The sequence below is a fragment of the Brevibacterium antiquum genome, from assembly GCF_016107655.1.
GTDB classification, from domain to species: Bacteria; Actinomycetota; Actinomycetes; order Actinomycetales; family Brevibacteriaceae; genus Brevibacterium; species Brevibacterium antiquum.
On sequence record NZ_JABASX010000001.1, the window covers coordinates 608,822 to 634,964 of the forward strand.

27 protein-coding genes and 1 tRNA gene are annotated in these 26,143 nt (G+C 62.7%); 21 read left to right on the forward strand and 7 right to left on the reverse strand.

The genetic code is table 11. From position 1 onward, the window contains the following. Positions 1-26 precede the first annotated feature (26 nt). The 10 genes from rplU to JFC13_RS02830 all read left to right on the forward strand — a co-directional run bounded on the left by rplU (position 27) and on the right by JFC13_RS02830 (position 7,953). Positions 27-335 (forward strand): 50S ribosomal protein L21, encoded by a 309-nt coding sequence (rplU, locus tag JFC13_RS02785; protein ID WP_029417392.1) that lies wholly within the window; start codon positions 27-29, stop codon positions 333-335. 13 nt (positions 336-348) lie between these two features. Continuing rightward, positions 349-600, forward strand: a complete 252-nt coding sequence (gene rpmA, locus JFC13_RS02790; RefSeq protein ID WP_143921531.1) for a 50S ribosomal protein L27 — start codon at positions 349-351, stop codon at positions 598-600. 82 nt (positions 601-682) lie between these two features. Then, positions 683-2,245: a GTPase ObgE gene (gene obgE, locus JFC13_RS02795; protein WP_198395556.1), complete on the forward strand. Its 1,563-nt coding sequence runs from the start codon at positions 683-685 to the stop codon at positions 2,243-2,245. Next, on the forward strand, positions 2,242-3,408 hold the full coding sequence (proB, locus tag JFC13_RS02800; RefSeq protein ID WP_198395557.1) for a glutamate 5-kinase: 1,167 nt from the start codon (positions 2,242-2,244) through the stop codon (positions 3,406-3,408). The genes obgE and proB overlap by 4 nt, the downstream gene beginning before the upstream one ends. Positions 3,409-3,411: 3 nt before the next feature. Beyond that, the gene (locus JFC13_RS02805; protein WP_198395558.1) at positions 3,412-4,701 is read left to right on the forward strand and encodes a glutamate-5-semialdehyde dehydrogenase; all 1,290 of its coding nucleotides are present in this window, start codon (positions 3,412-3,414) and stop codon (positions 4,699-4,701) included. A 129-nt stretch (positions 4,702-4,830) separates the two neighbouring features. After that, positions 4,831-4,995: a hypothetical protein gene (locus JFC13_RS02810; protein ID WP_198395706.1), complete on the forward strand. Its 165-nt coding sequence runs from the start codon at positions 4,831-4,833 to the stop codon at positions 4,993-4,995. A gap of 1 nt (position 4,996) precedes the next feature. Beyond that, on the forward strand, positions 4,997-5,602 hold the full coding sequence (gene nadD, locus JFC13_RS02815) for a nicotinate-nucleotide adenylyltransferase (protein WP_198395559.1): 606 nt from the start codon (positions 4,997-4,999) through the stop codon (positions 5,600-5,602). Then, the gene (locus JFC13_RS02820) at positions 5,595-6,953 is read left to right on the forward strand and encodes a hypothetical protein (protein WP_198395560.1); all 1,359 of its coding nucleotides are present in this window, start codon (positions 5,595-5,597) and stop codon (positions 6,951-6,953) included. Before nadD ends, JFC13_RS02820 begins: the two co-directional genes overlap by 8 nt. Positions 6,954-6,997: 44 nt before the next feature. Continuing rightward, on the forward strand, positions 6,998-7,360 hold the full coding sequence (gene rsfS, locus JFC13_RS02825) for a ribosome silencing factor (protein WP_198395561.1): 363 nt from the start codon (positions 6,998-7,000) through the stop codon (positions 7,358-7,360). Continuing rightward, positions 7,357-7,953, forward strand: a complete 597-nt coding sequence (locus JFC13_RS02830) for a histidine phosphatase family protein (protein ID WP_198395562.1) — start codon at positions 7,357-7,359, stop codon at positions 7,951-7,953. Before rsfS ends, JFC13_RS02830 begins: the two co-directional genes overlap by 4 nt. A gap of 85 nt (positions 7,954-8,038) precedes the next feature. Here JFC13_RS02830 and JFC13_RS02835 read toward each other — a convergent pair whose 3' ends face one another. After that, positions 8,039-9,169: a glycosyltransferase family 4 protein gene (locus tag JFC13_RS02835; protein ID WP_198395563.1), complete on the reverse strand. Its 1,131-nt coding sequence runs from the start codon at positions 9,167-9,169 to the stop codon at positions 8,039-8,041. A gap of 124 nt (positions 9,170-9,293) precedes the next feature. Here JFC13_RS02835 and JFC13_RS02840 point away from each other — a divergent pair, with 124 nt between their 5' ends. From JFC13_RS02840 to JFC13_RS02865, 6 genes are read left to right on the forward strand one after another with little or no spacing between them, the layout of a single operon-like run. Further along, positions 9,294-12,368 carry a DUF4040 family protein gene (locus JFC13_RS02840; RefSeq protein ID WP_198395564.1) on the forward strand — a complete coding sequence of 1,025 codons (3,075 nt, stop codon included), beginning with the start codon at positions 9,294-9,296 and terminating at the stop codon, positions 12,366-12,368. Continuing rightward, a complete protein-coding gene (locus JFC13_RS02845) occupies positions 12,365-12,697 on the forward strand; it encodes a sodium:proton antiporter (RefSeq protein ID WP_198395565.1) in 333 nt (110 codons plus the stop codon). The genes JFC13_RS02840 and JFC13_RS02845 overlap by 4 nt, the downstream gene beginning before the upstream one ends. Next, positions 12,694-14,211 (forward strand): monovalent cation/H+ antiporter subunit D family protein, encoded by a 1,518-nt coding sequence (locus JFC13_RS02850; protein WP_198395566.1) that lies wholly within the window; start codon positions 12,694-12,696, stop codon positions 14,209-14,211. Before JFC13_RS02845 ends, JFC13_RS02850 begins: the two co-directional genes overlap by 4 nt. Then, positions 14,208-14,609 (forward strand): Na+/H+ antiporter subunit E, encoded by a 402-nt coding sequence (locus JFC13_RS02855; RefSeq protein ID WP_232488050.1) that lies wholly within the window; start codon positions 14,208-14,210, stop codon positions 14,607-14,609. Before JFC13_RS02850 ends, JFC13_RS02855 begins: the two co-directional genes overlap by 4 nt. Beyond that, complete coding sequence (locus tag JFC13_RS02860; protein ID WP_198395567.1) at positions 14,606-14,866, forward strand: monovalent cation/H+ antiporter complex subunit F; 261 nt, start codon at positions 14,606-14,608, stop codon at positions 14,864-14,866. Before JFC13_RS02855 ends, JFC13_RS02860 begins: the two co-directional genes overlap by 4 nt. Beyond that, positions 14,866-15,270, forward strand: coding sequence for a cation:proton antiporter (locus JFC13_RS02865; protein WP_198395568.1), 405 nt, complete (start codon positions 14,866-14,868; stop codon positions 15,268-15,270). Before JFC13_RS02860 ends, JFC13_RS02865 begins: the two co-directional genes overlap by 1 nt. 54 nt (positions 15,271-15,324) lie before the next feature. On the opposite strand, the gene JFC13_RS02870 is transcribed toward JFC13_RS02865, so the two are convergent. Next, positions 15,325-16,047: an alpha-ketoglutarate-dependent dioxygenase AlkB gene (locus tag JFC13_RS02870; RefSeq protein ID WP_198395569.1), complete on the reverse strand. Its 723-nt coding sequence runs from the start codon at positions 16,045-16,047 to the stop codon at positions 15,325-15,327. Between the two features lie 18 nt (positions 16,048-16,065). After that, the gene (locus tag JFC13_RS02875; protein ID WP_198395570.1) at positions 16,066-17,274 is read right to left on the reverse strand and encodes an NAD(P)/FAD-dependent oxidoreductase; all 1,209 of its coding nucleotides are present in this window, start codon (positions 17,272-17,274) and stop codon (positions 16,066-16,068) included. Between the two features lie 127 nt (positions 17,275-17,401). Here JFC13_RS02875 and JFC13_RS02880 point away from each other — a divergent pair. The 4 genes from JFC13_RS02880 to JFC13_RS02895 all read left to right on the forward strand — a co-directional run bounded on the left by JFC13_RS02880 (position 17,402) and on the right by JFC13_RS02895 (position 20,598). After that, a tRNA-Ala gene (locus tag JFC13_RS02880) sits at positions 17,402-17,474 on the forward strand. 74 nt (positions 17,475-17,548) lie between these two features. Then, the gene (locus JFC13_RS02885) at positions 17,549-17,896 is read left to right on the forward strand and encodes a DoxX family protein (RefSeq protein ID WP_198395571.1); all 348 of its coding nucleotides are present in this window, start codon (positions 17,549-17,551) and stop codon (positions 17,894-17,896) included. A 72-nt stretch (positions 17,897-17,968) separates the two neighbouring features. Next, the gene (locus JFC13_RS02890; protein WP_198395572.1) at positions 17,969-19,333 is read left to right on the forward strand and encodes a GH1 family beta-glucosidase; all 1,365 of its coding nucleotides are present in this window, start codon (positions 17,969-17,971) and stop codon (positions 19,331-19,333) included. Then, positions 19,330-20,598 (forward strand): MFS transporter, encoded by a 1,269-nt coding sequence (locus JFC13_RS02895; RefSeq protein ID WP_232488051.1) that lies wholly within the window; start codon positions 19,330-19,332, stop codon positions 20,596-20,598. Before JFC13_RS02890 ends, JFC13_RS02895 begins: the two co-directional genes overlap by 4 nt. A 19-nt stretch (positions 20,599-20,617) precedes the next feature. On the opposite strand, the gene JFC13_RS02900 is transcribed toward JFC13_RS02895, so the two are convergent. From JFC13_RS02900 to JFC13_RS02915, 4 genes are all read right to left on the reverse strand, one after another. Next, a complete protein-coding gene (locus JFC13_RS02900) occupies positions 20,618-21,169 on the reverse strand; it encodes a YdeI/OmpD-associated family protein (protein WP_198395573.1) in 552 nt (183 codons plus the stop codon). 76 nt (positions 21,170-21,245) lie between these two features. Beyond that, positions 21,246-22,760 carry a 3-hydroxyacyl-CoA dehydrogenase NAD-binding domain-containing protein gene (locus JFC13_RS19785; RefSeq protein ID WP_198395574.1) on the reverse strand — a complete coding sequence of 505 codons (1,515 nt, stop codon included), beginning with the start codon at positions 22,758-22,760 and terminating at the stop codon, positions 21,246-21,248. Next, positions 22,757-23,668 carry a BKACE family enzyme gene (locus tag JFC13_RS02910; RefSeq protein WP_198395575.1) on the reverse strand — a complete coding sequence of 304 codons (912 nt, stop codon included), beginning with the start codon at positions 23,666-23,668 and terminating at the stop codon, positions 22,757-22,759. The genes JFC13_RS19785 and JFC13_RS02910 overlap by 4 nt, the downstream gene beginning before the upstream one ends. Further along, positions 23,665-24,570, reverse strand: a complete 906-nt coding sequence (locus JFC13_RS02915; protein WP_198395576.1) for a TetR family transcriptional regulator C-terminal domain-containing protein — start codon at positions 24,568-24,570, stop codon at positions 23,665-23,667. Before JFC13_RS02915 ends, JFC13_RS02910 begins: the two co-directional genes overlap by 4 nt. A 190-nt stretch (positions 24,571-24,760) precedes the next feature. Here JFC13_RS02915 and JFC13_RS02920 point away from each other — a divergent pair, with 190 nt between their 5' ends. Further along, positions 24,761-26,134 carry a pyridoxal phosphate-dependent decarboxylase family protein gene (locus JFC13_RS02920; protein WP_198395577.1) on the forward strand — a complete coding sequence of 458 codons (1,374 nt, stop codon included), beginning with the start codon at positions 24,761-24,763 and terminating at the stop codon, positions 26,132-26,134. Positions 26,135-26,143: the final 9 nt, after the last annotated feature.

Sequence of the window (26,143 nt, forward strand, 5' to 3'; positions counted from 1 at the left end):
TGTGTATGAACAGAAAGGGTTCGACCATGGTCTATGCCATTGTCCGTGCCGGTGGCCATCAGGAAAAGGTCAGCGTCGGAGACATCATTACAGTCAACCGAATGAAGGCGAAGGCCGGGGAAAGCGTCGAACTCGATGCAGTCCTCCTCGTCGACGGTGAGACTGTCACGACCGACGTTGATGCCCTGTCGAAGGTTGCGGTCAGCGCCGAGGTCGTCAATGAACTCCGCGGCCCCAAGATCATCATTCAGAAGTACAAGAACAAGACCGGTTACAAGAAGCGTCAGGGCCACCGCCAGGACCTCACCCGTCTGAAGATCACGAACATCAAGTAAGAGGAGACTTCACATGTCAAGCAAAAAGGGAGTCAGCTCGTCCCGCAACGGTCGCGACTCGAACGCTCAGTACCTCGGTGTGAAGCGCTTCGGCGGACAGGTCGTCAAGGCCGGAGAGATCATCGTTCGCCAGCGCGGAACCAAGTTCCACCCAGGCGCCAACGTCGGACGCGGCGGAGACGACACACTCTTCGCACTGTCCGCAGGAGCCGTGGAATTCGGCAAACGCAACGGTCGCAAGATCGTCAACATCGTCGGCGCTTGATCGACTAGTTCTGTTTTTCCCCTGGTAGGGGTCCATGAAGGGTGAGTCTCGAGACTCACCCTTCATCTGATATAAGGACATTATGGCCACCGAGTTCATAGACCGTGTCACAGTCCATCTTTCCGCCGGAGACGGCGGCAACGGCTGCGCCTCGATCAGGCGCGAGAAATTCAAACCCCTTGGCGGCCCTGACGGTGCCAATGGCGGTCAGGGCGGTGACGTCAAGTTCGTCGTCGACGCTCAGACCACAACGCTGCTCCCACTGCACCACCGTCCGCATCTGACTGCGAACGACGGCGGCATCGGCAAGGGCGATCTGCGCCATGGTGCGGATGGCGGTGACCTCATCATCGCCGTCCCTGAAGGCACGGTCGTGAAGAACCAGAACGGCGAGATCATCGCCGACCTCGTCGATGCCGGAACCGAATACGTCGCTGCCGCAGGCGGCCGCGGCGGGCTCGGCAACGCAGCTCTGGCCTCATCGAAACGCAAGGCCCCGGGCTTCGCCCTGCTGGGTGAGCCGGGCGAAGCACTCAGCTTGGTGCTCGAGCTCAAGACGATCGCTGACATCGCGCTCGTCGGCTACCCTTCAGCAGGCAAATCCAGTCTCATCGCGGCCATGTCTGAGGCCAAGCCGAAGATCGCGGACTATCCGTTCACCACACTCGTGCCCAACCTCGGCGTGGTCCAGGCCGGCGATGTGCGATACACCATCGCCGATGTCCCAGGCCTCATCCCGGGAGCATCAGAAGGCAAGGGCCTCGGCCTCGAATTCCTCCGACACGTCGAACGCTGCGCCGCATTGGTCCACGTCGTCGACATGGCGACATGGGAGCCGGGCCGTGATCCCGTCTCAGACCTGACCATCATCGAATCGGAGCTCGCTGCCTATGCCGTCGACCTCGACGACGGAAACGGTCTGCTGCCGCTGTCGGAACGTCCCAAGCTCGTGGCGCTGAACAAGGTCGACATCCCCGACGGCAATGACCTAGCCGATATCGTCCGTCCCGATCTGGAGGCTGCCGGTTATCGAGTATTCGAGATTTCCGCCGTCAGCCACATCGGTCTGCGGGAGCTGTCCTTCGCGATGGCTGAACTCGTCTCAGCCGAACGTGAGCGTCGCGCAGAGCTCGAGGCGACGCCGAAGCGTGTCGTCATCCGCCCTAAGGCCGTTGACGACCGCGGCTTCCAGATTCAGGCCGAAAGCGACGAGGACGGTCCGGTCTTCCGCATCCGCGGAGTCAAACCCGAACGTTGGGTGCGGCAGACGGACTTCGCCAACGATGAGGCTGTCGGCTATCTCGCCGATCGCCTGGACCGCCTGGGAGTCGAAGAGTCTCTGTTCAAGGCCGGGGCGAAGCCAGGTGACACGATCGTGATCGGCGGAGACGACGGCGTCGTCTTCGACTGGGATCCGACAAGCGTCGGCGGCGCCGAGCTGCTGGGCAGCCGCGGTACCGACCTGCGTCTGGATGAGGATACTCGTTCCACTCGGAAGGAACGCAAGGCCGCATTCCACGATCGCATGGATGCGAAGGCCGCTGTTCGTGCCGAGTTCGAACAGGAGCGTCTCGCAGAGCGTGCCGGTCGCGGTCGCGAAGGATCCGCCGATGTCACCTCCGATTCCGAGTCCGGTCAGGAATGAGCGACAGCCAGTCCACCGATTCTGGCAGCATCTCGGCGCGCACCGATATCGCAGCTGCACGCCGCATCGTGATCAAGGTCGGCTCCTCGTCTCTGACCACCCTCGACGGGGGGTTGGACGAAGCAAAGCTGATCGCGCTCACCGATGTCATAGGAGCCCATCGTTCTGCCGGACATGAAGTCATCCTCGTGTCCTCCGGTGCGATTGCGGCCGGGCTCGAACCGATGGGGCTCAACAAACGGCCCCGTGACCTTGCCACACAGCAGGCCGCTGCCGGAGTCGGCCAGGGTCTGCTCATGGCCGCCTACACCCGGGCGCTGGGTCGCTACGACCTGGTGCCCGGCCAGGTGCTGCTCTCAGCCGATGATCTGATCCGACGCACTCGGTACAAGAACGCTCAACGCGCCATCGACAAACTTCTGGCCCTCGGGACTCTGCCGATCGTCAACGAGAACGATGCGGTGGCGACAGAAGAGATCCGGTTCGGTGACAATGATCGCCTGGCTGCACTTGTCGCACACCTGTCGCACGCAGATGCCCTCGTCCTGCTCTCCGATGTCGACGCACTCTATTCGGGACCACCGAATCTGTCCGATTCTGTGTGCATCGAGCAGGTGTCCTCCATCGCCGATCTCGGCGACATCGCCATCGGTGGGACCGGGGCAGCCGGCACCGGCACAGGAGGCATGGCGACGAAGGTCGAAGCAGCGCTCATGGTTGCCGACTCGGGGATACCCGCGGTGCTGACCTCGGCAGAGAAGATCTCAGCAGTGCTCGGTGGTCAACATGTGGGCACGTGGTTCTCCGTGACGCACAAACGGCGGGGGACACGTCTGCTCTGGCTGCGCCATCTGGCCCGCACCTTCGGCTCGGTGACCATCGACGATGGAGCCGAATCCGCTGTGCTCTCCCGCGGAACCTCCTTGCTGGCTGCCGGTGTGACCGGTGTGACCGGGGACTTCGAAGCTGGCGACCCGATCGAGATTCGGAACCTGGGCGGTGAGGTCATCGCCCGCGGCATGACCAACTTCTCATCTCACGAACTGCCTGCGATGTTCGGCCTGTCCACGGACGAACTTGGCACCCGACTCGGAAATGATTACCGTAAAGAGGTCATCCATCGCAATGATCTCGTACTCACTCACGTGAGCGGGGGGAGATAGTCCATGACCGCTGTATCCGAGATACATCCCAAGACCGTCCGGGGTGTCACCAGAGTAGTCAGGAACGCTAAGAGCGCTGCCGCTCACCTGGCGACGTCATCGACGGCAGAGAAAGACGCCGGGCTGCACGCGATCGCCGACGCCCTGCGTGAGAACTCCGACCGTATCGTCAACGCCAATGAAGTCGACATCGCCGCGGGCATCGACAACGGAATGAGCGCAGGTCTCCTCGACCGCCTGCGACTCGACCATGATCGCATCGAAGCCATGGCCGCGTCAGTGGGAACGGTCATCGATCTTGACGATCCCGTGGGCAAAGTCGTTGTGGGACGAGTTCTGCCCAACGGCATCCGACTGACTCAGAACCGTGTGCCCATGGGAGTCATCGGTGCGATCTACGAAGCCCGCCCCAACGTCACTGTCGACATCGCGATCCTCGCGCTCAAGGCCGGCAATGCCACTGTCCTACGCGGAGGCTCAGCGGCCCAGAACTCCAACGCTGAGATCGTCTCCGTGCTGCGCAAAGCCGTGGAATCGGCTGGTCTGCCTGCAGACTCGATCAATGGAATCGACCAATACGGACGTGACGGAGCCAACGTGCTCATGAACGCGCGTGACTACGTCGACCTCCTCATTCCACGCGGTGGCGCTGAGCTCATCAACACAGTGGTGCAGGATTCGCTGGTTCCGGTGATCGAAACCGGAATCGGGAATGTCCATATGTTCATCGATTCATCGGCCACCGTCAAAAATTCGGTCGACCTCGTGGTCAACTCGAAGACACATCGTCCCAGTGTCTGCAACTCGCTTGAGACTCTGTTGGTCCATGAAAAGGCAGCCAAACGCGTTCTTCCCAAGATACTCGACCGACTCGACCAGGCCGGGGTCGTTCTGCACGCCGACACCACCGTCGCGGCGCTGGCACCGGAAACGATGAAGGTCAAACGTGTCTCTCGACGCGATTGGGCGAAGGAATATCTTGACCTCGAACTGGCAGTGAAGGTCGTATCGGGAATCGACGAGGCGATCGAGCATATTCGCGCCTATTCCTCAGGCCACACCGAAGTGATCGTGACCAAGGACATCGACAATGCTGAGACATTCGTCACAGCTATCGACGCCGCAGCTGTCGGAGTCAACGTGTCCACACGGTTCACCGATGGGGGAGAGCTCGGCTTCGGTGCAGAGGTGGGAATCTCGACCCAGAAGCTCCACGCCCGCGGACCCATGGGAGTCGAACAGCTGACGACCACGAAGTGGGTCATGATGGGCAATGGACAGATCCGCAGCTGACTCAGCTCGGCCCAGAGCGAACCGATACTCATGTCGATGCCCACTTGTCTCATTGTTCATGAGAAACTGAAGGCATAAGCACTGCGACGCAGACTGACCGCGTCATCATCATCGAGAAGGAGAGAGCACGTGAACGCAAGCCTGTTGACCACCGTTGCCGAAGGCGCGGAGAAGGCAGCCCACCACACCGAATTGCCGATGGATCCGATCTTCTACGGACTCATCACCCTCGCGATCTTCCTCTCGATGGCAGCAGTGAGCCGGTCGTGGAAGGGCATCTCCCACCGCCACTGATATGGCTAAGCAAACACGCAGGGTCGGTGTCATGGGTGGCACCTTCGACCCCATTCACCACGGTCACCTGGTCGCAGCCAGTGAGGTGCAGTCGACCTTTGATCTCGACGAGGTCGTCTTCGTGCCCACCGGACGCCCTTATCAAAAAGATGCCGGAGAAGTCACCAGCGCCGAACATCGGTATCTGATGACCGTCATCGCAACCGCGTCGAACCCGCGTTTCACGGTGTCTCGAGCCGACGTTGATCGTCCAGGGCCCACTTACACCATCGATACCCTGCGGGACCTGGCCAAGAGCTACGGATCCGACACAGAGATGTTCTTCATCACCGGCGCGGACGCTTTGGCTCAGATCCTGACGTGGAAGAATGTAGATGAGCTGTTTTCCTTGGCTCACTTCGTCGGAGTGAGCCGCCCGGGGCACGAACTTCGCAGTGAGGGTCTTCCGGTGGACCGGTTGAGCTTGGTGCAGATCCCTGCACTGTCGATCTCGTCCACGGATTGCAGACTACGGGTGATGGATGGGGCGCCTGTCTGGTATCTCGTACCGGACGGGGTCGTTCAGTACATCGCGAAATACGAGTTGTACAGGAGTGAAAATGGCTGAGGAGCAGTTCACGTCACGCCGTGCCAGACGAGAAGCCGAGCGGGTGGCTGCAGAACAGGCGTTCGAAGCACGAGAGACACCTGAGCAGCCAGAAGAGCCGTCATCGGGCAATCGGTCCGAACTGCTGAACCCGCCTCCAGCACGGGCCCAGGCACCCGAATCGCGGACGGACACCGAGTCACCGCATCAGACCGCCCCTGAACGCGGCGTATCATCTGCCGACCAGACGCGGGAGTCGCGGCCTCCGGTCGAAGCGGCAGAGCCCGTCGACCCGCAACAAGCCCCCTTGCCTCATTTCGATTCGCGCACCGCCCGTAAAAGCTACCTGCGCGATAACGGACTGTCTGTTGAAGGCGACCTCTCCACCGGAGCGACCCCTGTCATCGCAGGACCGGAAGCGACCTCGTCCGAGGAATCAGATGAGGCCGCAGCCGGTGAGGACGAATCCTTCGACACTGCTGGATTCGGCGGATCGGCCGACGAAGTCGCCGCACGAGATTTCGAGTCTCCGGTCACCGCGGCCTCCGCACCGCGACCGACTGCCTTTGACGATGCTCCGCACGATGCCCTCTCCCAGCCGATCGAAGATCTGGACCCGGGTGCAGCAGCGACGAGCTCCCCTTCCGGAGCTGCAGAATCGCCGGTCGAAGATTATGCTCTTTCGTCTGCTCCCAGGCGGCCCACTGCTGAACCAGCGCCGCCTGTACGGTCGAGGCCTGAACCGACCCAGCCTGAGCAGCACACGGGAGACTCATCAACACCGACCCAGTCACCAGCCACGCCGCAGTCATCAGGACTTGGAGAGTCGGCACCCGCCGGCGATGCGCTCAACGATGATGCCGTCGATGGAGGTGGCGGGACGGGCCGCTCACGGCGCATGCCCATCGTGCAGCCGCCGAGCAGCTCCGGAGTGCGGGTCGTCACGGCGGCCTCAGCCCAGATTCCGGAGGTCGACACCCCGGCGAGGACCCCAGATACCGGTACCGACCAGCCCTCGAGGGGCCGCACCGATTCCGGCCAAGGTCAGGACGCAGGGACGACATCAACGACCGACTCGTCTGCTGCAGGAACTGGCACCTCCTCCGATGACGCGGCTCGTGCACTTGCGGCCAACCCCGAGACTCGTCCGATGGAGACCGTGCCAGAGGCCTGGGCACTTCCCAATCCTGACTACGAGGACGAAGAGACTGAGAATCCTCCGGGGACACGTATTCGCGCCAGCGAGGTCACCGGTCACGACGGCCGGATCCTAGTTGGGGAAGAACCATCCAAAGTACCCTATGTAGTGCTGGGTGTCGCTGCGCTCTTCGCAGTCGCACTCATCGTCATTGCACTGGTCATGTTGCTGTAATCATCTGAAAGGCTCTTGTGAGCGAGACCGTTGAATCAACCCAAATGCTGAGAACTGCCGCACGTGCGGCAGACGAGAAGTTCGGCACCGATCAGGTGGCTCTCGATGTGAGTGCCACTCTCTACATCACCGATGCCTTCCTCATTATCTCGGCGGAGAACGATCGGCAGATCGCATCGATCGTCGACGCCGTTGAAGAGGCCCTGCAGACGGCCTATGGTCACACGCCTCTGCGCCGTGAAGGTCGGGGGAGCGGGGACTGGGTCCTCCTGGACTTCGGTGACATCGTCGTCCACGTCTTCTCGCAGGAGCAGCGCGAATATTACGCGCTCGAACGCCTGTGGAAGGACTGCCCGGTCATCGATCTGGAACTGCCGGCGCCGGCCGTCGCCGACGACTCTCAATGACCAGTACCGTCATCTTCTGGCGACATGGCCAGACCGACTACAACGTCGAAGGCAGGTTCCAAGGTCAAAGTGACATCCCGCTCAACGAACTCGGGCGGACTCAAGCCGCTCAGGCAGCGGGCTACCTGAGCCAACTGCAACCTGAACTCATCGTCTCCTCCGACCTGTCGCGGGCCGCTGACACTGCCGACGCACTTGCTTCGCTGCTGAACGTCGGTGTCACACGTGATGAGCGTCTGCGTGAGACCGCCTTCGGCGAGTGGGAGGGCCATACCCGGGACGAGCTCAGTACATCGTGGCCAGACGAGCTCGAACAATGGCTCAGCGGAGCTGACACGAACCCACCCGGTGGGGAATCCCGCACCGAGTCGGGTCGTCGAGTCGCCTCGGCGATCACGGACATCGTCGCTGGTTCGGAGTCCAAGACCATTGCCATCGTCGCTCATGGAGCTGTGCTGCGCGCAGCCGCAGAACTGCTGCTCGGCATGGACGGGCCAGGTCGCCTCGCCGTCCTGGGAAACTGCGGACATGGCGAATTCGGATTCACCGGCAGCAGCTGGATCCTGCGCAGCTGGGGCACAGTCCCCTCCTGACGAGGGCACAGTCCCCTCCTGACGCGTGCACTGCACAGTCCTGACCTGTGCACTGCACTGGACTGCACACTGACGACCCGTGCACTCACTGCCGTGAGGCGTGAACCTTACGAATCATGCCCACCAGCGCCTGGGCCGATGAGTCCCAATCAAAGCGTTTGGCCTGCCTCTGCCCGGCCGCTGAGAGTTCGGACCACAGTGTGGCATCGGTGAGACGTTCGATCGTTGTGGCCACGTCGCCGGAATCATCGGGGTCGAAGTAGACAGCAGCCTCGCCGGCGATCTCATGGAAGATCGGAATGTCCGAGACCGCCACCGGTACACCCTGGGCCATCGCCTCGATGACAGGAAGCCCGAATCCCTCCTCCTGAGAGGCTGTGACCAGTGCGGTTGCGCCATCGAGCAGATCTGCATACTCCGCATCGCTGACCCCCCGGTGGAAGATCACCTTCGCCCGGTTGGGGATCAGTGCACGCAACACGGCCTCACGTCTGCCGTCGATCCGACTGGCGATGTGCAGCGTCCATCCCGGCAGATGCCCCAGCGATCGAATGAGGGTCTCGACGTTCTTATAGGGCAGGAACGCGCCCATATAGACCAGCGAACGCGCATCATTCCTGTTGACCGAGCGAATTCCGGAAACAGCAGCCTCGGCGGCATTGGACACAACGGTCACCGGCTTCGATGACAGATGGTGCTCTGCGATCAGGTCCTTCGTCGTCTGACTCACGGCAGCGATCGCATCGGCGCGTCCCAGCAGCAGACGCTGCGGGGCGTAGCTGAGGTGGTAAGCCCGCCACAGCAGCCGGAGCGCCGCGGGCAGATCTGCAGGGGGCAGCGGATGCGAATAGTAGATGAGATCGTGGACGGTCAGAATGAGGCCGTAGCTGCGTCCCGTCGATCCCATCACCTGCATGGTGGAGAAGACCACATCGGCGCCGAGGTCGTTGAGCTTCTTCGCAATGAAGACCTCCTGCGGAGACGTGGGGGAGTTGAGTCTGACCCATGCACAGTCGGGGAGGAGATCCAGCTGAGCTTCATCGCTGATGATCGCAGTGACCTCGATGCCGGTTCCCCGCACGGCTGAGAGCAGAGCAGCGAGCAGGCAGGATCCGTAGCGGGAGATGCCATCGTGGTGGGTCGTTCGTGTGAAGCGGGCATCGAAGTAGACGCGGATCGTTTCGTTCGTCTGTGTGCTGTTTGTGCTTTTGCTCATGGAACTCCGAGTCGATAGTCTGTTGACCTGTAAGTCTGCGTTCATCCGAGATTGTGTTCATCGTGACGAAGGGTCAGTGAGTGAAGGAACCATCACCTGCGTCCGTGGCACTGAGGCTACGGACATGATCCTAACGGTTCTCGCTCTTGCCGCACTCATCATTCTGACCCCCATCATCACTCGCTGGCTCGGGCGTGCCAGCGGATGGCTCCTGGCCGCCGCCTATCTCGGCATCGCCGGCCTGTTCACCCCCACCGCCGCCGAGGTGATGGCCGGGGCGACTCCGGAAGTGACCTACCAGTGGATTCCCTCCTTCGGTGTCGATCTGGCCCTGCGCGCCGACGGCATCGGCGTCATCTTCACCTACATCGCACTGATCATCGGCGCAATCGTCTTCGTCTATTCGACCGGCTACCTGTCCCAGGGACGAAACACGAGCTTCTACTGGCTGATGGTCATCTTCACCTTCTCGATGGTGATGCTGGTTCTCAGCAACGACCTCTTGGTGCTCTTCGTGTGCTGGGAACTGACGTCTCTGGCCTCCTTCTTCCTCATCGCCCGGTCTGGCTCGCCCGGCCAGGGGCCCTCTCTGCGCACCATGTTCATCACCTTCATCGGCGGACTCTCCCTGCTGGTGGCCACCGGAACCATCATCGCGGTCACCGGAACCACGAACGTCCACGAAGCGCTGAGCTCGCCCGTCTGGTCGGGTCAGGCACCGGTGACGACGCTGGTCGCGATCCTCATCGCGGTCGCGGCGATGACCAAGTCGGCCCAGTTCCCCTTCCATTCCTGGCTGCCTGATGCGATGGCCGCAGCCACACCGGTCTCCGCGTATCTGCACGCGGCCGCCGTGGTCAAGGCCGGCATCTTCCTGCTCCTCCGCTTCACACCTGCCTTTCACGCCACCCCTGCCTGGAACACGCTCCTCATCGTCGCCGGCCTCATCACCGCCTGCATCGGCGGGTGGTTCGCTCTCAACCAGTACGACGTCAAGAAGCTGATGGCCTATTCCACGGTTTCGCAGCTGGGTCTCATCACCGCGGTAATCGGCGTCGGCTCCGAAGCAGCGATCGCCGCTGCGTGCCTGCACGTGATCGCCCACGCCCTGTTCAAATCCGGCCTCTTCATGATGGTCGGAGTCGTTGACCATCTCGCCGGGACCCGCGAACTGACTCGGATTCCACAACTGATGCGAGCGGCTCCGGGGCCCTTCTTCGTCATGATCATCGGCTGCGCCTCCATGGCAGGCATCCCACCTCTGCTCGGCTTCGTCTCGAAGGAATCCCTCTTCACCGCATTCGCTGACACTCCCGGTTCGGACTGGACCGGATGGGCAGCCCTGCTGGTGGCCGTCGCCGCCTCGGTGCTCACCTTCGCCTACTGCGCGAAGACTGTCTGGGGGGCATTCATCGATGGCAAACCGGTGGAGAAGGCGAGACTAGGCCACGGGTCACCCGTCATGCTCGTTTCCGCTGCGATGCCGATCCTCGCCTCGATTCCGCTGAGCTTCGTCTTGTTCGTCTTCGACAACCCTCTCGATCAGGCAGTCCAAGCGGCCATTCCCGACGCAGGCGAAGCAGTGCACCTTGCGCTCTGGCACGGGGTGAACAAGGAACTCATAGCCTCACTGCTGATCATCGCGATCGGCGTGATCATCATCGTCAACCGCTCCCGCGTCTTCGTCTTCTTCCACCGAGCAACCCTCGGCTTCGACGGAGCCAACGTGATGAGCGGTCTGACGTGGGTCCTGCGTCGAGCCGGCCGCGGTCTGAGCATCTTCGCCAAGCCGATGAACTCCGGCCCCTACCTGGCCATGTCGCTGGGCGGTCTCGCCGTTCTCGCCTTCTCAGCCGTCCCGCTCATCTATTCGGACCTGCCTCCTCTGCAGGAAGGTCTGTGGCGACCCATCGACATCGTCCTCCTCGTCCTCATCACCGTGGCCGTGCTCGTTGTCTGCAGCTCCCACTCTCGTCTGACCACAGTGGTTGCTCTGTCGGGAGTCGGCATTCTCGCTACTGTCCAGATTCTGGCTCTCGGCGCTCCGGACGTCACTCTGACTCAGCTGCTGGTCGAGGCGATGACGATCATCGTCATCATGTTGGTGTTGCAGAAGCTTCCACGTTCCTTCTGGAGATATCCGAAACGCCTGCAGGCCACCCGCGTGATCTTCGCCCTCATCGTCGGACTTGCCGCGACCGTGCTGACACTGGCTCTCAACGGACGTCGGGAGCGGTCAGATCTCGGTCTGTACTACATCGAGAACGCCCCCGACATCAGCGGCGGGCACAACATCGTCAACACGATCCTCGTAGAGTTCCGTGCCTTGGACACCCTCGGCGAGCTCACCGTCCTCGGTATGGCCGGAATCGCAATCGTTGCGGTGATGTCGACGGTCAAGGACAAGTTCATCGATCCTCCCGCGGAGAACATCCCCGAACCGCCGAAGAAGGCGTGGATCTCAGTCCGACCCCGGGGCACGACCGCCTATCGCGCTGTCCACGAGGCGTGGCCCAACGTGATTCCGCCGCAGCTGACGATCAAGGTCCTCGGACCGCTGCTGGCTATCAGCTCACTGGTGATCTTCTGGCGCGGTCACAACGAGCCCGGTGGTGGCTTCATCGCCGCTCTGGTCGGCTCTGCGGTCATCGGCCTCCTCTACATGTCCACGGCCAAGGACCGGGCGATCGGTCCGCCCAAGGCGCCCCTGTACCTCATCGGATCGGGAGTGGCCACAGCCGTCGGAACGGGATTCATCGGGCTCATCTTCGCAGGCTCCTTCCTCGAGCCCTTGCACGGCTATTTCCTGGGTCAGCATTTCACCACTTCGATGCTCTTCGACCTGGGTGTGTATCTCGCGGTGGTCGGCCTCATACTGGCGTCCTTCAATCTCCTCGGAGTCTCGGATTCCGCCGCCACGCCCGCCGGCGACGATGTCCTGACCAACGGAATCATCCGCCGTGACGTCGAACGCACCCGTGAACGCGCCGACGAACTGCTCTACGGGGAGCTGAGTGGACCGATGGACGCTATCAGAGGGGAACGCCCGCCCCGCGACCGTCGGTCCCGAGTCGCCGACCCGGATGCGAAGGTGCGAGCATCGTCGACTCATATCCTCCACGGCGACGCACCCACCGAACGGTCCAGAGGCGAAGCAGCCGAACAGTCACGAACCGATGAGCAGGAGGGTGTGAAATGATCCTGGCCCTCACAATCGGAGTGCTGACCGCCGGCGGTGTGTACCTCATGATGCAGCGATCGATGGTCAGAGGCGTCTTCGGACTCACTCTCATCTCCCATGCTGCGAACTTCATCCTACTCTCCGCCGGAGTCAGCGCCTGGCGAGTCGAGCCCATCAGCGGTCGCGGTGATCAGAGCCTGGCCGCCGACCCGCTGCCGCAGGCCTTCGTCCTCACCGCCATCGTCATCACCCTGGCGGTGACGATCTTCATGCTCGCGCTGGCCGTGCTCGGCCATGACGATGATCAGAAGCGGGCCCCTGAGACAGGGGAGGAACGAGAATCATGAACCCAGCATTCCTGCTCCTGCTCATCGGCGTGCCGCTCCTGTCATCGGCGCTGAGCGTGCTCATCACCTCCCGCACCTTCGACCGCATTCTGTTGTTGGCGACCCCGAGCTTCGTCGGCATCTCCGGCATCGTTCTGCTCTTCGTCCACCAACGGCAGCCGGTGCTCGCCCACTCCGTCGGCGGCTACGTCCCCGGTCTGGCGATCCCGTTCGTCTCCGATACCTTCACCGCTCTGATGCTGGTGCTGACCTCGCTCACAGCGATCGCGAGCTCCGTCTTCCTGATCACGACCGGTGAGGACCAGTACCGTTTCGTCCCTGCCCTGATCCTGATGATGCTCACCGGTGTCTACGGAGCACTGCTGACCGGCGATCTGTTCAACTTCTTCGTCTTCGTCGAGGTCATGGTGCTGCCGGCCTACGCACTCATCGCGGTGACCGGAACCTGGCGCCGCCTCGGCGTGGGTCGCATGTACGTCATGGTCAACCTGCTCACCTCGACGATTCTGCTCATCGGGGTCGGCTTCGTCTACGGTGCCACCGGCACCGTCAACATCGCGATCCTCGCACAGCTGGGGGCACCGACCGGGCAGGCGGCACTGGCAATCGGCGTCGTCCTCTTTGCGCTGATCATCAAGGCCGGCGGTGCACCGTTCCACGGCTGGCTGGTTCGCAGCTATCCGAACACCTCGGCGGGGATGATGTCGCTGTTCTCGGGGCTGCACTCGAAAGTGGCCCTCTATGCGATCTATCGGATCTACACTTCGGTCTACGGCGAACCTGCCGCTTGGGCCAATGTCATCGTCACCATCGCCGTCATCAGCATCATGATCGGCTCCCTGTCCGCATTCGGGCAGAACAGGGTTCGCAATGTCCTCGCCTTCCAGATGACGGCGGGAGTCGGTCACATCCTCGTCGGTGTGGTCCTGCTGACCTCGACTGCGCTGGGTGCCGGCGCCTTCTACATGGTCCACCACATGATCACGATGTCGGGCCTCCTGCTCATCATGGGCGCAGTCGAACAGACCTACGGCACTGGGTCGTTCAAGAAGCTGTCCGGGTTGGCTGGTCGCGAGCGGTGGGCGACAGTCCTGATGATCCTCGGTCTCTTCTCACTCATCGGCCTCCCCCCGACCTCGGGTCTGTGGGGCAAAGTCGGTCTCATCAAGGCCGCAACCGCCAGCTCGGACGCCCTGGGCTGGTGGCTGGTCGCGGCGATCGTCCTCGGCGCTCTGATCAGCCTGCTCGCACTCCAGCGGACGTGGCGCAACACCTTCTGGGGTCCGCCGATGCAGACCTACCGTCCCGATTCGGCAGAGACCGGGCGCGCTCCGGCCGTACCCATCGTGAGAAGCGTCCGGATCCCTGCGCGCCTGCTGGTGCCGGGAACGATTATGATCGCGATCTCCGTGGCCATCTTCGCCTACCCCGAACCGCTGCTCGAGATCACCGCTCGCGCCGCGGCCGGGCTGCTTGACCACAGCGCCTATATCGAGGCGGTGACGGCCCCATGATGCGTCTCATCCACGGCCTCTCGTACGTGTTCTATATCGGCTGGGCAATCGTGACCGGGTCGCTGACCATCGTGGTCCGGCAGTTCCTGCCGGGCAGATCGTACGCGCACCCGATGATCGTTGAGGTCCCGCTGCGGTGCGTCACCGATCTCGAGGTCACCCTGTTCGCCTCCTCGATCACGATCACACCCGGCACACTGGTCACGGCCATTGCCGCGGGCACCTCCACACAGCCGCCGGTGCTCTTCGTCCACGCCCTGTTCGAGGATTCTGAGGAATCCGCGCTGGAGGGCCTCTACGACATGGAGTCACGGCTGCTGGCGATGACGCGGGGCCGGGCTCCAACCACTGCCGCAAGCACCGTCACCGAGGTTGAACAGGAGGAAGGACGCCCATGACCATCGTCGTCAGCATCTGCATCGTCATCCTCGCCGCGGCCGTCATCGTCGGCCTGGTGAGGGTACTGACCGCCAAGGACCTGGGGTCGCGGGCGATCGTCAGCGATCTCATGTACTTCTCCGCCATCGGCATGCTCACGATGTTCGGCATCCTCGTCTCCTCGTCGATCGTCCTCGACGCGATCTTCCTCGCATCCATGGTCGGCATCCTCGCCACCATGGCGCTGTCACGGATCCTCACCAGGGGGCTGCGCTGATGAATGATGCTGTGGCAACCGCCCTCGTCGGTGTCTTCGGGATCAGCGGGTCCCTCCTCATGCTGTTCTCCGCGCTTGCGATGTTCCGGGTCCGTGACGCCTTGTCCCGGATCAATGTGTTCTCACCGGCCACTGGCTTGGGGATGCCGCTGATCGTGGCAGCAGTCTACGTCTATGACATCCACACGGAGGGCTTCAGCTGGGGCTCACTGCTCATGGCTGTCGCAGCTGTGCTGTGCCTGATCATCGTGTCCTCGGTGGCCAGCAACACGCTCTCGCGTGCCAGCGTGCTGTCCGGACAGCCCGTCTACCGCAAGACCGCACCGAACCGACTGGCCCGCCCACCTGCGGGAGTCGTCGACGAGGACCCGGATTCTCCTGATCAGCCGAGGGCCGGGGCCTGAACGGTTGGGCCCTGCTTGCAGGGCCCTTGCTGCTGAGATCGGGACCCCGGCAGTCTATTCCCTGCCTGTGGTGCGCATCGTGATGTTGATTCTGCCCCCGCCGAGGTGGTCCAGACGACCGTATTCAGGCGCGGTGGCCTGCCGGATGGAGGTCACCCCGTGATACGCGAAGCGGGCGGGCCCGCCGAAGATGAAGGCATCGCCGGAGGCCAGCCGAATGTCCTCATAGGGCTTGTTTCGGCTGACGGTGTTGCCGAACCGGAAGACACATGTGTCACCAAGTGAGAGTGACACGACTGGTGCAGGATCGGATTCGTCCTTGTCTTGGTGCATTCCCATCTTCGCCCGAGCGTCGTAGTAGTTCACTAAAGCCACGTCCGGACAGTACGCTTCGGGCACAAGACCCCAGAGGCTCCTGAAGTCAGCGGGGGAGTCGGGATCCTCAGCAACCACCTCGGCGGCGCTGGAGACGACCTGGCGGCCCAGACGAGTCATCCAGTCTGGGAACGAGAGCACCCGCTGACCGTTGACATCTCGGGCGTGGCGATCATAGCGGCCCGGCTGCCAATGCCACCCCAGGCCAATGGTTCTCACACTCATCGGATGCCCGGCGATCGTAGTCGCATGAGCTGGCACCGGACCGGACTGCCACTTTGCGTACTGTCTGATGATCCAGGTTTGAGCCGCCTCGTCGAGGAATCCGGGGAGCCAGACCGCCCCCGGTGCGATGACGCGGGGGCAGCGGTCGAAGGCCTCGTCGGCGAAGAGCGACTCCATGGCAGGACGAATCCGAACTCAGAGTTCGCCGAGCTCGATCGACTCGTCCTGCAGTCGCGCGGCAGATACGCTCGTGCCGATGAGTGCCCGAAGTTCGTCACCGACGTCCCAGATGTTGACGTTCATGGCCGCTGTGACGGTACCACCGCGAGTCCAGAACACGATGAACTTACCGCTCGACTTGTCGCCGCGAATGACGACATCGTCGTCACTGCTGCCATGCCCGACGTATTCCATGCCGAGATCGTACTGGTCCGTGTAGAAGTACGGTTCCCAGTCGTAGACCTTGTCCCCGCCGGTGATGGTGGCCGCTGCGACGTCGGCCTGGCGCACCGCGTTGTCCCAGTGTTCGACGCGCAGTCGCTGGTTCAGCAGTGTGTTCTGGGCTGCAGCGATGTCGCCGATGGCGAGGATATTGGCATCGCTTGAGCGCATATGCTCATCGACGATCACGCCGTCATCGGTCTCCAGGCCCGCAGCAGCGGCCAGCTCGATGGTCGGGTCAGCACCGATTCCCACGACGACCAGGTCGGCAGGAAGGTCACCGGCACTGGTCCGGACGGACTCCACGGCCTTCGTTCCCGAGAAGCCGGTGGTGTCAGCCTCGGTGACGAACTCGATGCCGTTGGACCGGTGGAGCTCTTCGAAGTACTCACCGATCTCCGTGCCGAGGGCCGACTTCAAAGGGGGAGTCGAGCGCAGGACGACGGTGACATCGCATCCGGCGTTCTGCGCTGCCGCGGCGACCTCGAGGCCGACCCAGCCACCGCCGATGATGACGACCTTATTGTCCTGAGCGAACTGCGAACGGATAGCCACAGCGTCACCGGCATCGCGAAGGGTGAGGATGTTGCCCAGATCGGCGCCGGGGACGTCCAAGGAGCGCGGAGTGGAGCCTGTGGCCAGGATGACCTGGCCGTAGACGAGGCTCTCGCCATTGTCGAGGGTGATGCGCTGCTTCTGCGCATCCAGTTCAGTAACAGTGGTGCCGAAGAACGTCGTCACATCGTGGGCGGGATACCAGTCAGCACCGCGCAGTGCCGACTCGGCGGGGTCTGATCCTTCGAGCATGACCTTCTTGGACAGATCCGGACGGTAATAGGGTGCGGCCGGATCGGAGCCGATGAGAGCGATCGACGCGGTGTAGCCGCCGTCGCGGAGTGCCTCGACCGCTGTTCCGCCGCCGATTCCGGCGCCGATGATGACAGTTCCGAATTCCTGAGCCATTGCCTGTCCTTCCGAGAGGGGATTTCTTCCACCCTGTACCGCCGGTCACAGAGAGTCAACTGGGGTGAGGGGCTCAGCTTCGCCGTTTTGTGCACCATGGGGGCTTCGGCGTAAAGTGAGAGCCGAAGGGGCTTTAGCTCAGTTGGTAGAGCGTTTCGTTCGCAATGAAAAGGTCAGGGGTTCGATTCCCCTAAGCTCCACAGGTTTTCACAGGGACAGGTCGGTCTCTTAGAGGCGCAGAGGTGGTCGCGGGTTGAAGCTGCAGACATTGACCATGACCGGCATTCTTGGACTTGCCGGCATCACACACTTCCTCAGACCCGAGACCTTCGATTCGATCGTTCCACCCCGTCTGGGCAATCCACGTTTCTGGACCTACGCCAGTGGTGTCGCTGAACTCGGCTGCGCCACGATGCTGGCTGTGCCGGCCACACGCCGACTGGGCGGAACGGCCTCTGCCGCGCTCATGGTCGGGGTCTTTCCGGCCAACATCTACACCGTGAAGAAGCACTGGCACAGTCCTCGGGGACGTGCGATCGCCCTGGCTCGTCTCCCACTGCAGGTTCCCCTCGTGTGGATGTCCTGGAATATCGCGGGTGGTCGGGCCGAAGCCTCACGCTGAGACCTGCTTGAACTCAGTGTTCACCCTGACCACGGTCTTGCGGCAAGACCCGGTCCGTGACATATTCTGAGCATGGCAGGGACATCGGAGTTCTCCCCGCAGACACTGCAGACATTGAGTGGTCTGCGCTTCTCAGCTGCCACCGCCGCTTTCCAGATCGAGGGTGCTCGGACGCTGGGCGGACGGGGCCGGTCCATCTGGGACGACTTCGTCGATGATCCCGGCAATGTCCTTGACTCCAGCACCGCTGATCCGGGTCCCGACAGCTATCACCGCAGCGCCGAGGACGTCGAGTTGCTGGCAGGTCTCGGCGTCGACCGATACCGGTTCTCGATCTCCTGGGTCCGAATCATCCCCGACGGGAAGCAGGGGACAAAGCCCAACGCCGTGGGTCTGGACTATTACGAACGCCTCGTCGATGAACTCCTGGCCGCCGGGGTGAGACCCGAAGCCACCCTCTACCATTGGGACCTTCCAAGTAGCCTCGAGGCCACGGGAGGGTGGCTGAACAGGGACACAGTCCATCGCTTCGGTGAATACGTCGAAGCTGTAGCGAACCGTCTCGGTGATCGAGTTCACCATTGGTACACGATCAACGAACCGGCCTCGACCTCACTGCAGGGCTATGCGCTCGGGGAGCTGGCGCCAGGACGCACGATGCTCTTCGACGCACTGCCGAGCGTCCATCACCAACTTCTGGCTCACGGCACCGCAGCGACGATACTGCGTGAGCATGGTGCCCAGCAGGTGGGGGCGGCGATCAACCACAGCCTCATCCTTCCCGAGACGGATGCGGAGGCCGATCACGCCGCGGCGGCGATCCTCGATCTCATCTACAATCGCCTCTTCGCCGATCCGCTGCTCCTGGGGGAGTATCCGGACCTCGACGCACTGGGGGTCCAGATGCCGATCTATGACGGGGACATGGAGCTCATCTCAACACCTTGCGATGTCTACGGGTTCAATTACTACAACCCGACCACGGTGCGCGGCGTCGACGATGGGCCATTGCCCTTCGAGATGGTGCCGACTCCGCAGGCTGCGACCACCGGGTTTGGACCACTGTGGCCGATCCGACCGGACACGCTGCGAGACTTCCTCATCGATATGGGCACACGCTACGGGGTGAGGCTGCCACCCATCGTGATCTCTGAAAACGGTGCGTCCTTTCCCGAACCCGAGATATGCACGGAACCGATCCGCGACGACGAACGGATCGCTTACCTGCACGATCATCTCGTGGCTGTCGCCGAGACGGTTGATGCCGGTGTCCGCGTCGACGGCTACACCGTGTGGTCGCTGCTGGACAACTTCGAATGGGCGCACGGATACACCCAGCGCTTCGGGCTCGTCCACGTGAATATGGAAACCGGTCAGCGAACACCGAAGTCTTCGTACGAGTGGTATCGGGACCTTATCGCTTCGGTTCGGGCATGAGCGAGATCTCACCGTGGACAAGCCCCCGGCCGGGGAAAAGGGTCGGGCCCCTGTGGATGGTGTGGTTTACGTTGGCGTGGCTGGCCATCTGGACGGTCCAGCTGACTCCGGTCCAATTGCTGCTGCCACTGCAGCTCGACACGCAGAGCGGTGACTGGCTCAACGGTGTCGTCTGGTCCGGAGTCGTCCTCTCCGCAGGTGGTCTGGCAGGCATCATCGCCGCCCCGATCGCAGGCAGCCTCTCTGACCGAACACGTTCACGATGGGGCCGCAGGCGTCCTTGGGCCATCGGCGGATCGCTGGGTGCCGCCATCGGTCTCCTGCTCACCGGCTGGGCACAGGGACCACTGTTCGTCGGTGCCGCCTGGATCGTCGTCTCCGTCTCGGTGGCCATCGCCTCCGCGGCGCTGACGGCTCTCATCGCCGATCAGCTCGACTCGCAGCGGGGGACGGCGTCGGCGTCTGCGAGCTCTGCGCAGGCCGTCGGCATCGTCGTCGGAGTCGGACTGGTCGTGCTCCTGGGACTCGGCCTCGGCGCCTCCTATGCGCTCCTGGCCGGGATCATCACGGTCGTCGGGGTGGGCACCGCTGTTCTGCTGCCCGATCCCGCACCGGTCCACCCGAGAATCCTCACACTGCAGGCGGGGCGGGAGCCGATCACCCGGGTTCGAATCTCGTCGCTGCTCGACCACAATTTCAAGTGGCTGCTCGTGTCACGGTTCGTCGTCAACGTGGGCAACGCCTTCGGTACCTCTCTGCTGCTCTTCTTCCTGATCTACGGAATCGGGGTTCCGGCAGAGAGCGCCGAAGACAAACTGCTCGTCCTGATCGTCATCTATACGGTCTTCGTCGTCATCTCGTCGATCGTGGTGGGAACCGTATCGGATCGCTCGGGCAACCGTCGCTTCTGGACGATCGCCTCGGCGCTGGTGCAGGCCTGTTCGGGAGTCATCATCCTCATCAGCCCCGAATTCGTCACCACCGCAATCGCCGCTGCCATCATGGGCACCGGCTACGGTGCGTACATGGCGGTCTCCCTGGCCTTCGCCACAGACCTGCTGCTCGATCCCGATGACCATGCACGAGACCTGAGTATGGTCAACAATTCCGCCGCATTGGGACAGCTCGCGGGGCCCTTGCTGGGAGCAGGACTCGTCGCTCTCGTCGGCGGATTCTGGCTTCTCTTCGCAGCCGCATCACTGGTCTCGATCGTCGGTGCGGTGATGACGTTGACGGTGCACCCGAAGTCGATGCTCCTGCGCTGACTCTGGACAGAAGAGGGTGTCAGGAGATGCCGAGGAGCTTCCCGCTCTTCGCCAGCTCAGGATCGGTGCAGGAGGCCAGATCGAAGCAGCAGGGGCGTCGCTTCCCCGACTCCAGCTTGGAGATCGCGACCTCCACACGGCGTGCGCGGGTATCAGCGTTCTTCGTCGCCTGGATCCACCGCACCCACTCCCACCGCGCCATCGGCGTCAGCCCGGCCCATACTTCGGTCAGATCGGGTGCGTCGTCAAGTGCTGCGGCGAAGTCATCGGGAATCGAGGTCTCCGGCCATTCCTTGGTCGGAGTCAGTGACACGTCGACGGTGTCGGCATGGTCTGCACTCAGTTGCGCAGACAGCTCGTCGGTGACATTGATCCAATGTCCGCGCATTCCGTCGGGTTCGACCACCGTAGTGACGTCGACCCCGCCGACCTGCCCATGCGCGGCGACCTGGCCACGGGAGGGCAGGTCCGCACTGGCATCGGCGGGCAGGCGCAGGATCGGTCTGTCGTTGATGATCTCCAACTGCGTGGAGAATGTGATGGTTGTGGGAGTGCTCTTCTTCGTGCTCATGGTCACCAGGATAGTCTCCTGGCACATGCGTGACTTCTCGATTCCTGACAGCCTGATGACTCAGCCTGTCTTCGTCTCATCCCAGTTTCCGTCCCACCCAGTCAGGAGATGCAAACCCGATCCTCCTGAGGCGTTCCGACACGTCGCTGGGGAACGGTGCGGCCGCGCCCGAATTCTGGTCCACGTGCACAGCAATGATCTCCTCGGTCGCGATGAGCTGCCCAGCGGCTCTCATCTCGTAGGCCAGATGCATCTTCTTCGACCCGGCGGAGACAAGGGTGGGTATGACTTCTACCTGTGCGCCGAGCCCGACCTCGTCGAGGTAGCGGATGTGCGATTCGACGGTGTAGAGCGAGGTGGAATGTGCCTCACGATGTTCCTGGCCGAGCCCGATCTGGTCCATCACCTGATCCGTGGCGAAACCGAAGATCAGAACGTAGAAGGCTTCGGACATGTGGCCGTTGTAGTCAATCCAGTCTGAAATCACCTGGGTCCGATAGGTCCCGAGTTCGATCGGCTGCGATTGACTCCGTGGTTCTGGTTGACCGCTCAGTTCGGTCTCGGTGGACACCCCTTCTGCTTCGGAGGCATCCGCCGAGGTTGTCCGCCGCTGCGTTCCATCTGCGGCTTCGAGGTCGGCCGTGAGCCTGCGCAGGGCGATGATGCCTGCGTCCCGCGTGGCGATGAGATCAGGAATCGTCTTGTCACCACTGGCCACTTCACAGCCGGCCACGACATCATCGCGCAGCTTCTGTGACAGCTCCGGAGCATCCAAACGGGTCCAGGGTGATTTCAGCGAAGGACCGAAGTGGTCGAGCATATGTGCCATTCCGCCCTCACCGCCGGCCAGATGGAAGGTGAGCATCGGTCCTTGGAACGGCCAGCGCAGGCCGGGACCATCGGTGATCGACCTGTCGATCTGATCTACCGTGGCCTCACCATGGTCGATCATGTGCAGAGCCTCTCGCCATTGCGCCTCTTGGAGCCGATTGGCGATGAACCCGGGAACCTCGTGGTCCATTCTGATCACGGATTTCCCGATCCGGGTGTAGAACTCGGCCGCCCAGTCGACGGCCGCAACGGCAGTGGACTCTCCGCCGACGACCTCGACGAGTGGGATGAGATAGGGCGGGTTGAACGGATGCCCGACGACGAGGCGTTCGGGATGCCTGGCGTTGACCGCCATCTCGGTCATGCTGTAGCCGGAGGTGGACGAGCCGATGACGACGTGTTCGTCACAGACGGCATCGATGCTGGCTAGGAGGCTGCGTTTGAGCTCGAGATCCTCCGGAGCCGACTCCTGAACGAAACCGGTCCCTGCCACAGCCTCGGCGAGGTCAGTGTGCACCGTCCAGGCATGACGGTCTGCGCCTGCGACCATGTCGAGTTCGGCCAGTGCGGGCCAGGCTGCATCGATGAGGCGGGTGAGCTTCTCGGCCGCATCCGGTGCTGGGTCCCAGACTCTGACCGTGTAGCCCTGGGCCAGGAAGTAGGCGGCCCAACCGCCGCCGATGGTGCCGGCTCCGATGCAGGTGACCGTGGTGATGGATGCGAGGTCAGGATAGGAGGGGGCATTCACAGCCGCGCTCACAGGTCGAGTCCCGTCACGATCGGTGCCTGCACCCGCAGGTCGAGGATGTTGCGGGCCTCGTCGGGTGTGGCAACCTCCGCGCCGAGGTCCTCGATGATGTCGACAGCGCGTTCGGTCAGCGAGGCGTTGGTGGCCTTGACCCCTTTTGCCAAGTACAGGTTGTCTTCAAGACCGACCCGGGCATGGCCTCCGGCGAGAACTGACTGGGCAACCCACGGCAGCTGATTGCGACCGATCGCGAAGGAGGTGAACTGCGCACCAGGCGGCAGCATGTTCATCATCGCCGTCAGGAGCCCGGCATCGACCGGTGCTCCGTAGGGGACTCCCATGCACAGCTGGTAGAGCGGCGGAGGATCGATGAGGCCCTCTTCGACGAGCACATTGGCGAACCACAGGTTTCCGGTGTCGAAGATCTCGAGCTCGGGGCGAACGCCCAGCGTCTGAATCTTCTTCGAGCCCTCACGCAGCATGTCAGGGGTGGACACATAGATGTTCGATCCGTCGCCGAAGTTCAGAGAACCGCAGTCGAGGGTGCAGATCTCGGGCAGCAGCTCTTCGACGTGGGGAAGGCGTTCAAGGGCATTGACGAGGTCTGTGCCCGGCATGTGAGTGGTCGGATCCTGGGGATCGACGACGAGATCTCCACCCATTCCTGCGGTGAGGTTGATGACGGGATCGACGTCGGAGGCACGTATTATGCGCACGACCTCGCGGTAGTGGGCGACTTCCCTGGAACCCTGCTTGGTGTCGAGGTCGCGGACGTGGATGTGCACGACGGACGCACCGGCACGAGCGGCCGCGATCGCATCATCGGCGATCTCCTGCGGTGTGACGGGCACGTGCTCGCTCTTGTTCGCTGTGTCGCCGGCGCCGGTGACGGCACAGGTGAGTATGACCTTGCGATTCATGATGACTCCTCATCAGGGTTGGTGTTGACGATTGCGCGTTTGAAGTAACTGGAGAGTCGACGGCGGAAGGTTGCCACGTCCATGATTCCGGTGAGGACCTTGACCCCGAGGCCGTCGAGCAGCGAGGTCAGCTCATCGGCCATGGCCTCACTGTCGCCGGGGCGGAAGAGCCCAGCGGACTGTCCGGCTTCGATGGTGGAGCGCACGGTGTGCGACCAGCGTTCGTAGTGAGCCGGGTAGTCAGAGGTATGGGCGTCTTCGAGACCGAGCCGAGCCCAGGTCTGGAGCCAGATCGACCACTCGCTGCGTGAGGTGCGGCCGATGGGCGACTGGAGTTCGAGCAGGCGTTCGAGCCGGCGGTGGGGGTTGGGAATCTCGTCGAGCCAGGCGATCTGACGGTCGAAGGCGAGCTTGACCGAATAGTCGAGTGTTGCGTCGAAGAGGTCGGACTTCCCATCGAAGTAATAGTGAATGCTCGCATTCGAGATCCCAGCGGCGTCTGCGATGTCTGCGATCCGCACCGTTTCGTAGCCATGGCGGGCGAACAGATCCCATGCCGTCTCGACGATGAGCCTGCGCGGCGAGGAGTCCAGGGACGGCCCAGGACTCCGGTCAGTTCCTCGTTGGAACCGCAGGGGAGTCGCGGACACCTGCGATTCGTCGCCGAGCAGCCACCTGACCGTCACTCCGGTAGCGGTGGCCAGAGCGAGGAGCTCTTCGGTGCCGAATCTGCGTCGGCCCGACAGAGACTTCGACAGCTTCGTCTCATCGATTCCAATGCTCGCGGCCACATGTCGTTGGGACAGATCGCTGGTGCGCAGTGCCTCTTTGGCCCGTTGGGCTGTGACACCGGCTCTGCTGACACCGGCGCCGTTGACACCGGCTGCGCTGCGATCCGTCATGGCTGCCAATCTATCTTCCCTATGCGCAGAACGCAAGTAATATTGGTGAAAAATCAATACTTGCGAGTGGCATTGTCCGGATCGCTTGCCATGTTCGTGCGCTGGAGACCGTCGGGATCAGAGGGGAGCGGATATTCTCGAAGGGATGAACCGATCGCCTGATGACACTGTTCCCACATCGGAGGGGCCCATGAACGACAATCTCCATTCACGCATGCACGTCGTATCCGACGAGACCCGAAACCTCGTCAACCTCGTCCTCGACTACTCGCGTCGGCGCACCTTGGCCGTCGACACTCCACTTGACCATCCGACGACCGAGACCGAACTCAGACGACTGGCCGGACCGACCATCACCGAGGATGGCGTCGGGTCATCTCGCGCGCTGGCGATCTTCGAGCACATCTTCGCTCCCGCCTGCATCACAACTGACCACCCGAAATACCTGTCCTTCATTCCGAGCGCGCCGACGAAGGCGGCCGTGGCGTTCGACCTCGTGGTCTCCGCCAGCGCGCTCTACGGAGGCTCGTGGCTCGAGGGGGCAGGCGTCGTCCATGCCGAGAACGAGGTCCTATCCTGGCTGGCCGGAGAGTTCGGGCTCCCGACGAGTGCCGGCGGAGTCTTCGTCCAAGGTGGCACGATCGGCAACCTGTCAGCTCTCGTCGCGGCGCGTGATGCGCGCAAGACCGCGCTCGGCGATGAGAGGCCGGGGCGCTGGGTCATCGTGTGCAGCGCCGAAGCACACTCCTCGGTCGCCTCGGCAGCAGCCGTGATGGACGTCGATGTGGCTCCCGTACCGACCGGAGACGACGGCATCCTGCGTCCCGACGGCGTCAGGGCCGCGCTTGAAGAACATGGTGATGCCGTCATCGCTGTGGTCGCGACCTCGGGGACGACGAATTTCGGCACCATCGACGACATCGCCGGAATTGCGGCGCTCAAGGATGACTTCGACTTCTGGCTCCACATCGACGGGGCCTATGGGCTGGCTGCGATGCTCTCACCCCTGGCGCGGCACAAGTTCGCCGGAGTCGAATCCGCCGACTCGGTCATCGTCGATCCGCACAAGTGGCTCTTCGCCCCGTTCGACGCCTGTGCGCTCATCTACCGCGACCCGACGCTGGGGCGGCGAGCGCACACACAGCGCGCCGAATATCTCGATACCCTCACCGACGCTGAGGAGTGGAGCCCTTCGGACTACGCCATCCAGCTGACCCGGAGGCCTCGGGGCCTGCCGCTGTGGTATTCCCTGGCCAGCTACGGTGCCGAGACCTATCGCGAAGCCATCGGCCATTCGATCGAACTGGCGATGCAGATCGGCACAGAGATCAAGAAGCGTCCGAATCTCAAACTCGTCCGCGAGCCCGAACTCTCGGTCGTCGTCTTCGAACGTGCCGACTGGTCCCGTGAGGACTATCAGCGGTGGTCGGACCGACTGTTGGAAGACCAGCGGGCCTTCGTCGTACCCAGCTCGCACCAGGGGCGGCCCAATGCCAGGTTCGCGATCGTCAATCCGCTCACGACCTTTGAGGATCTCGTCGACATTCTTGACACGATGGAGTGATTCGACGCT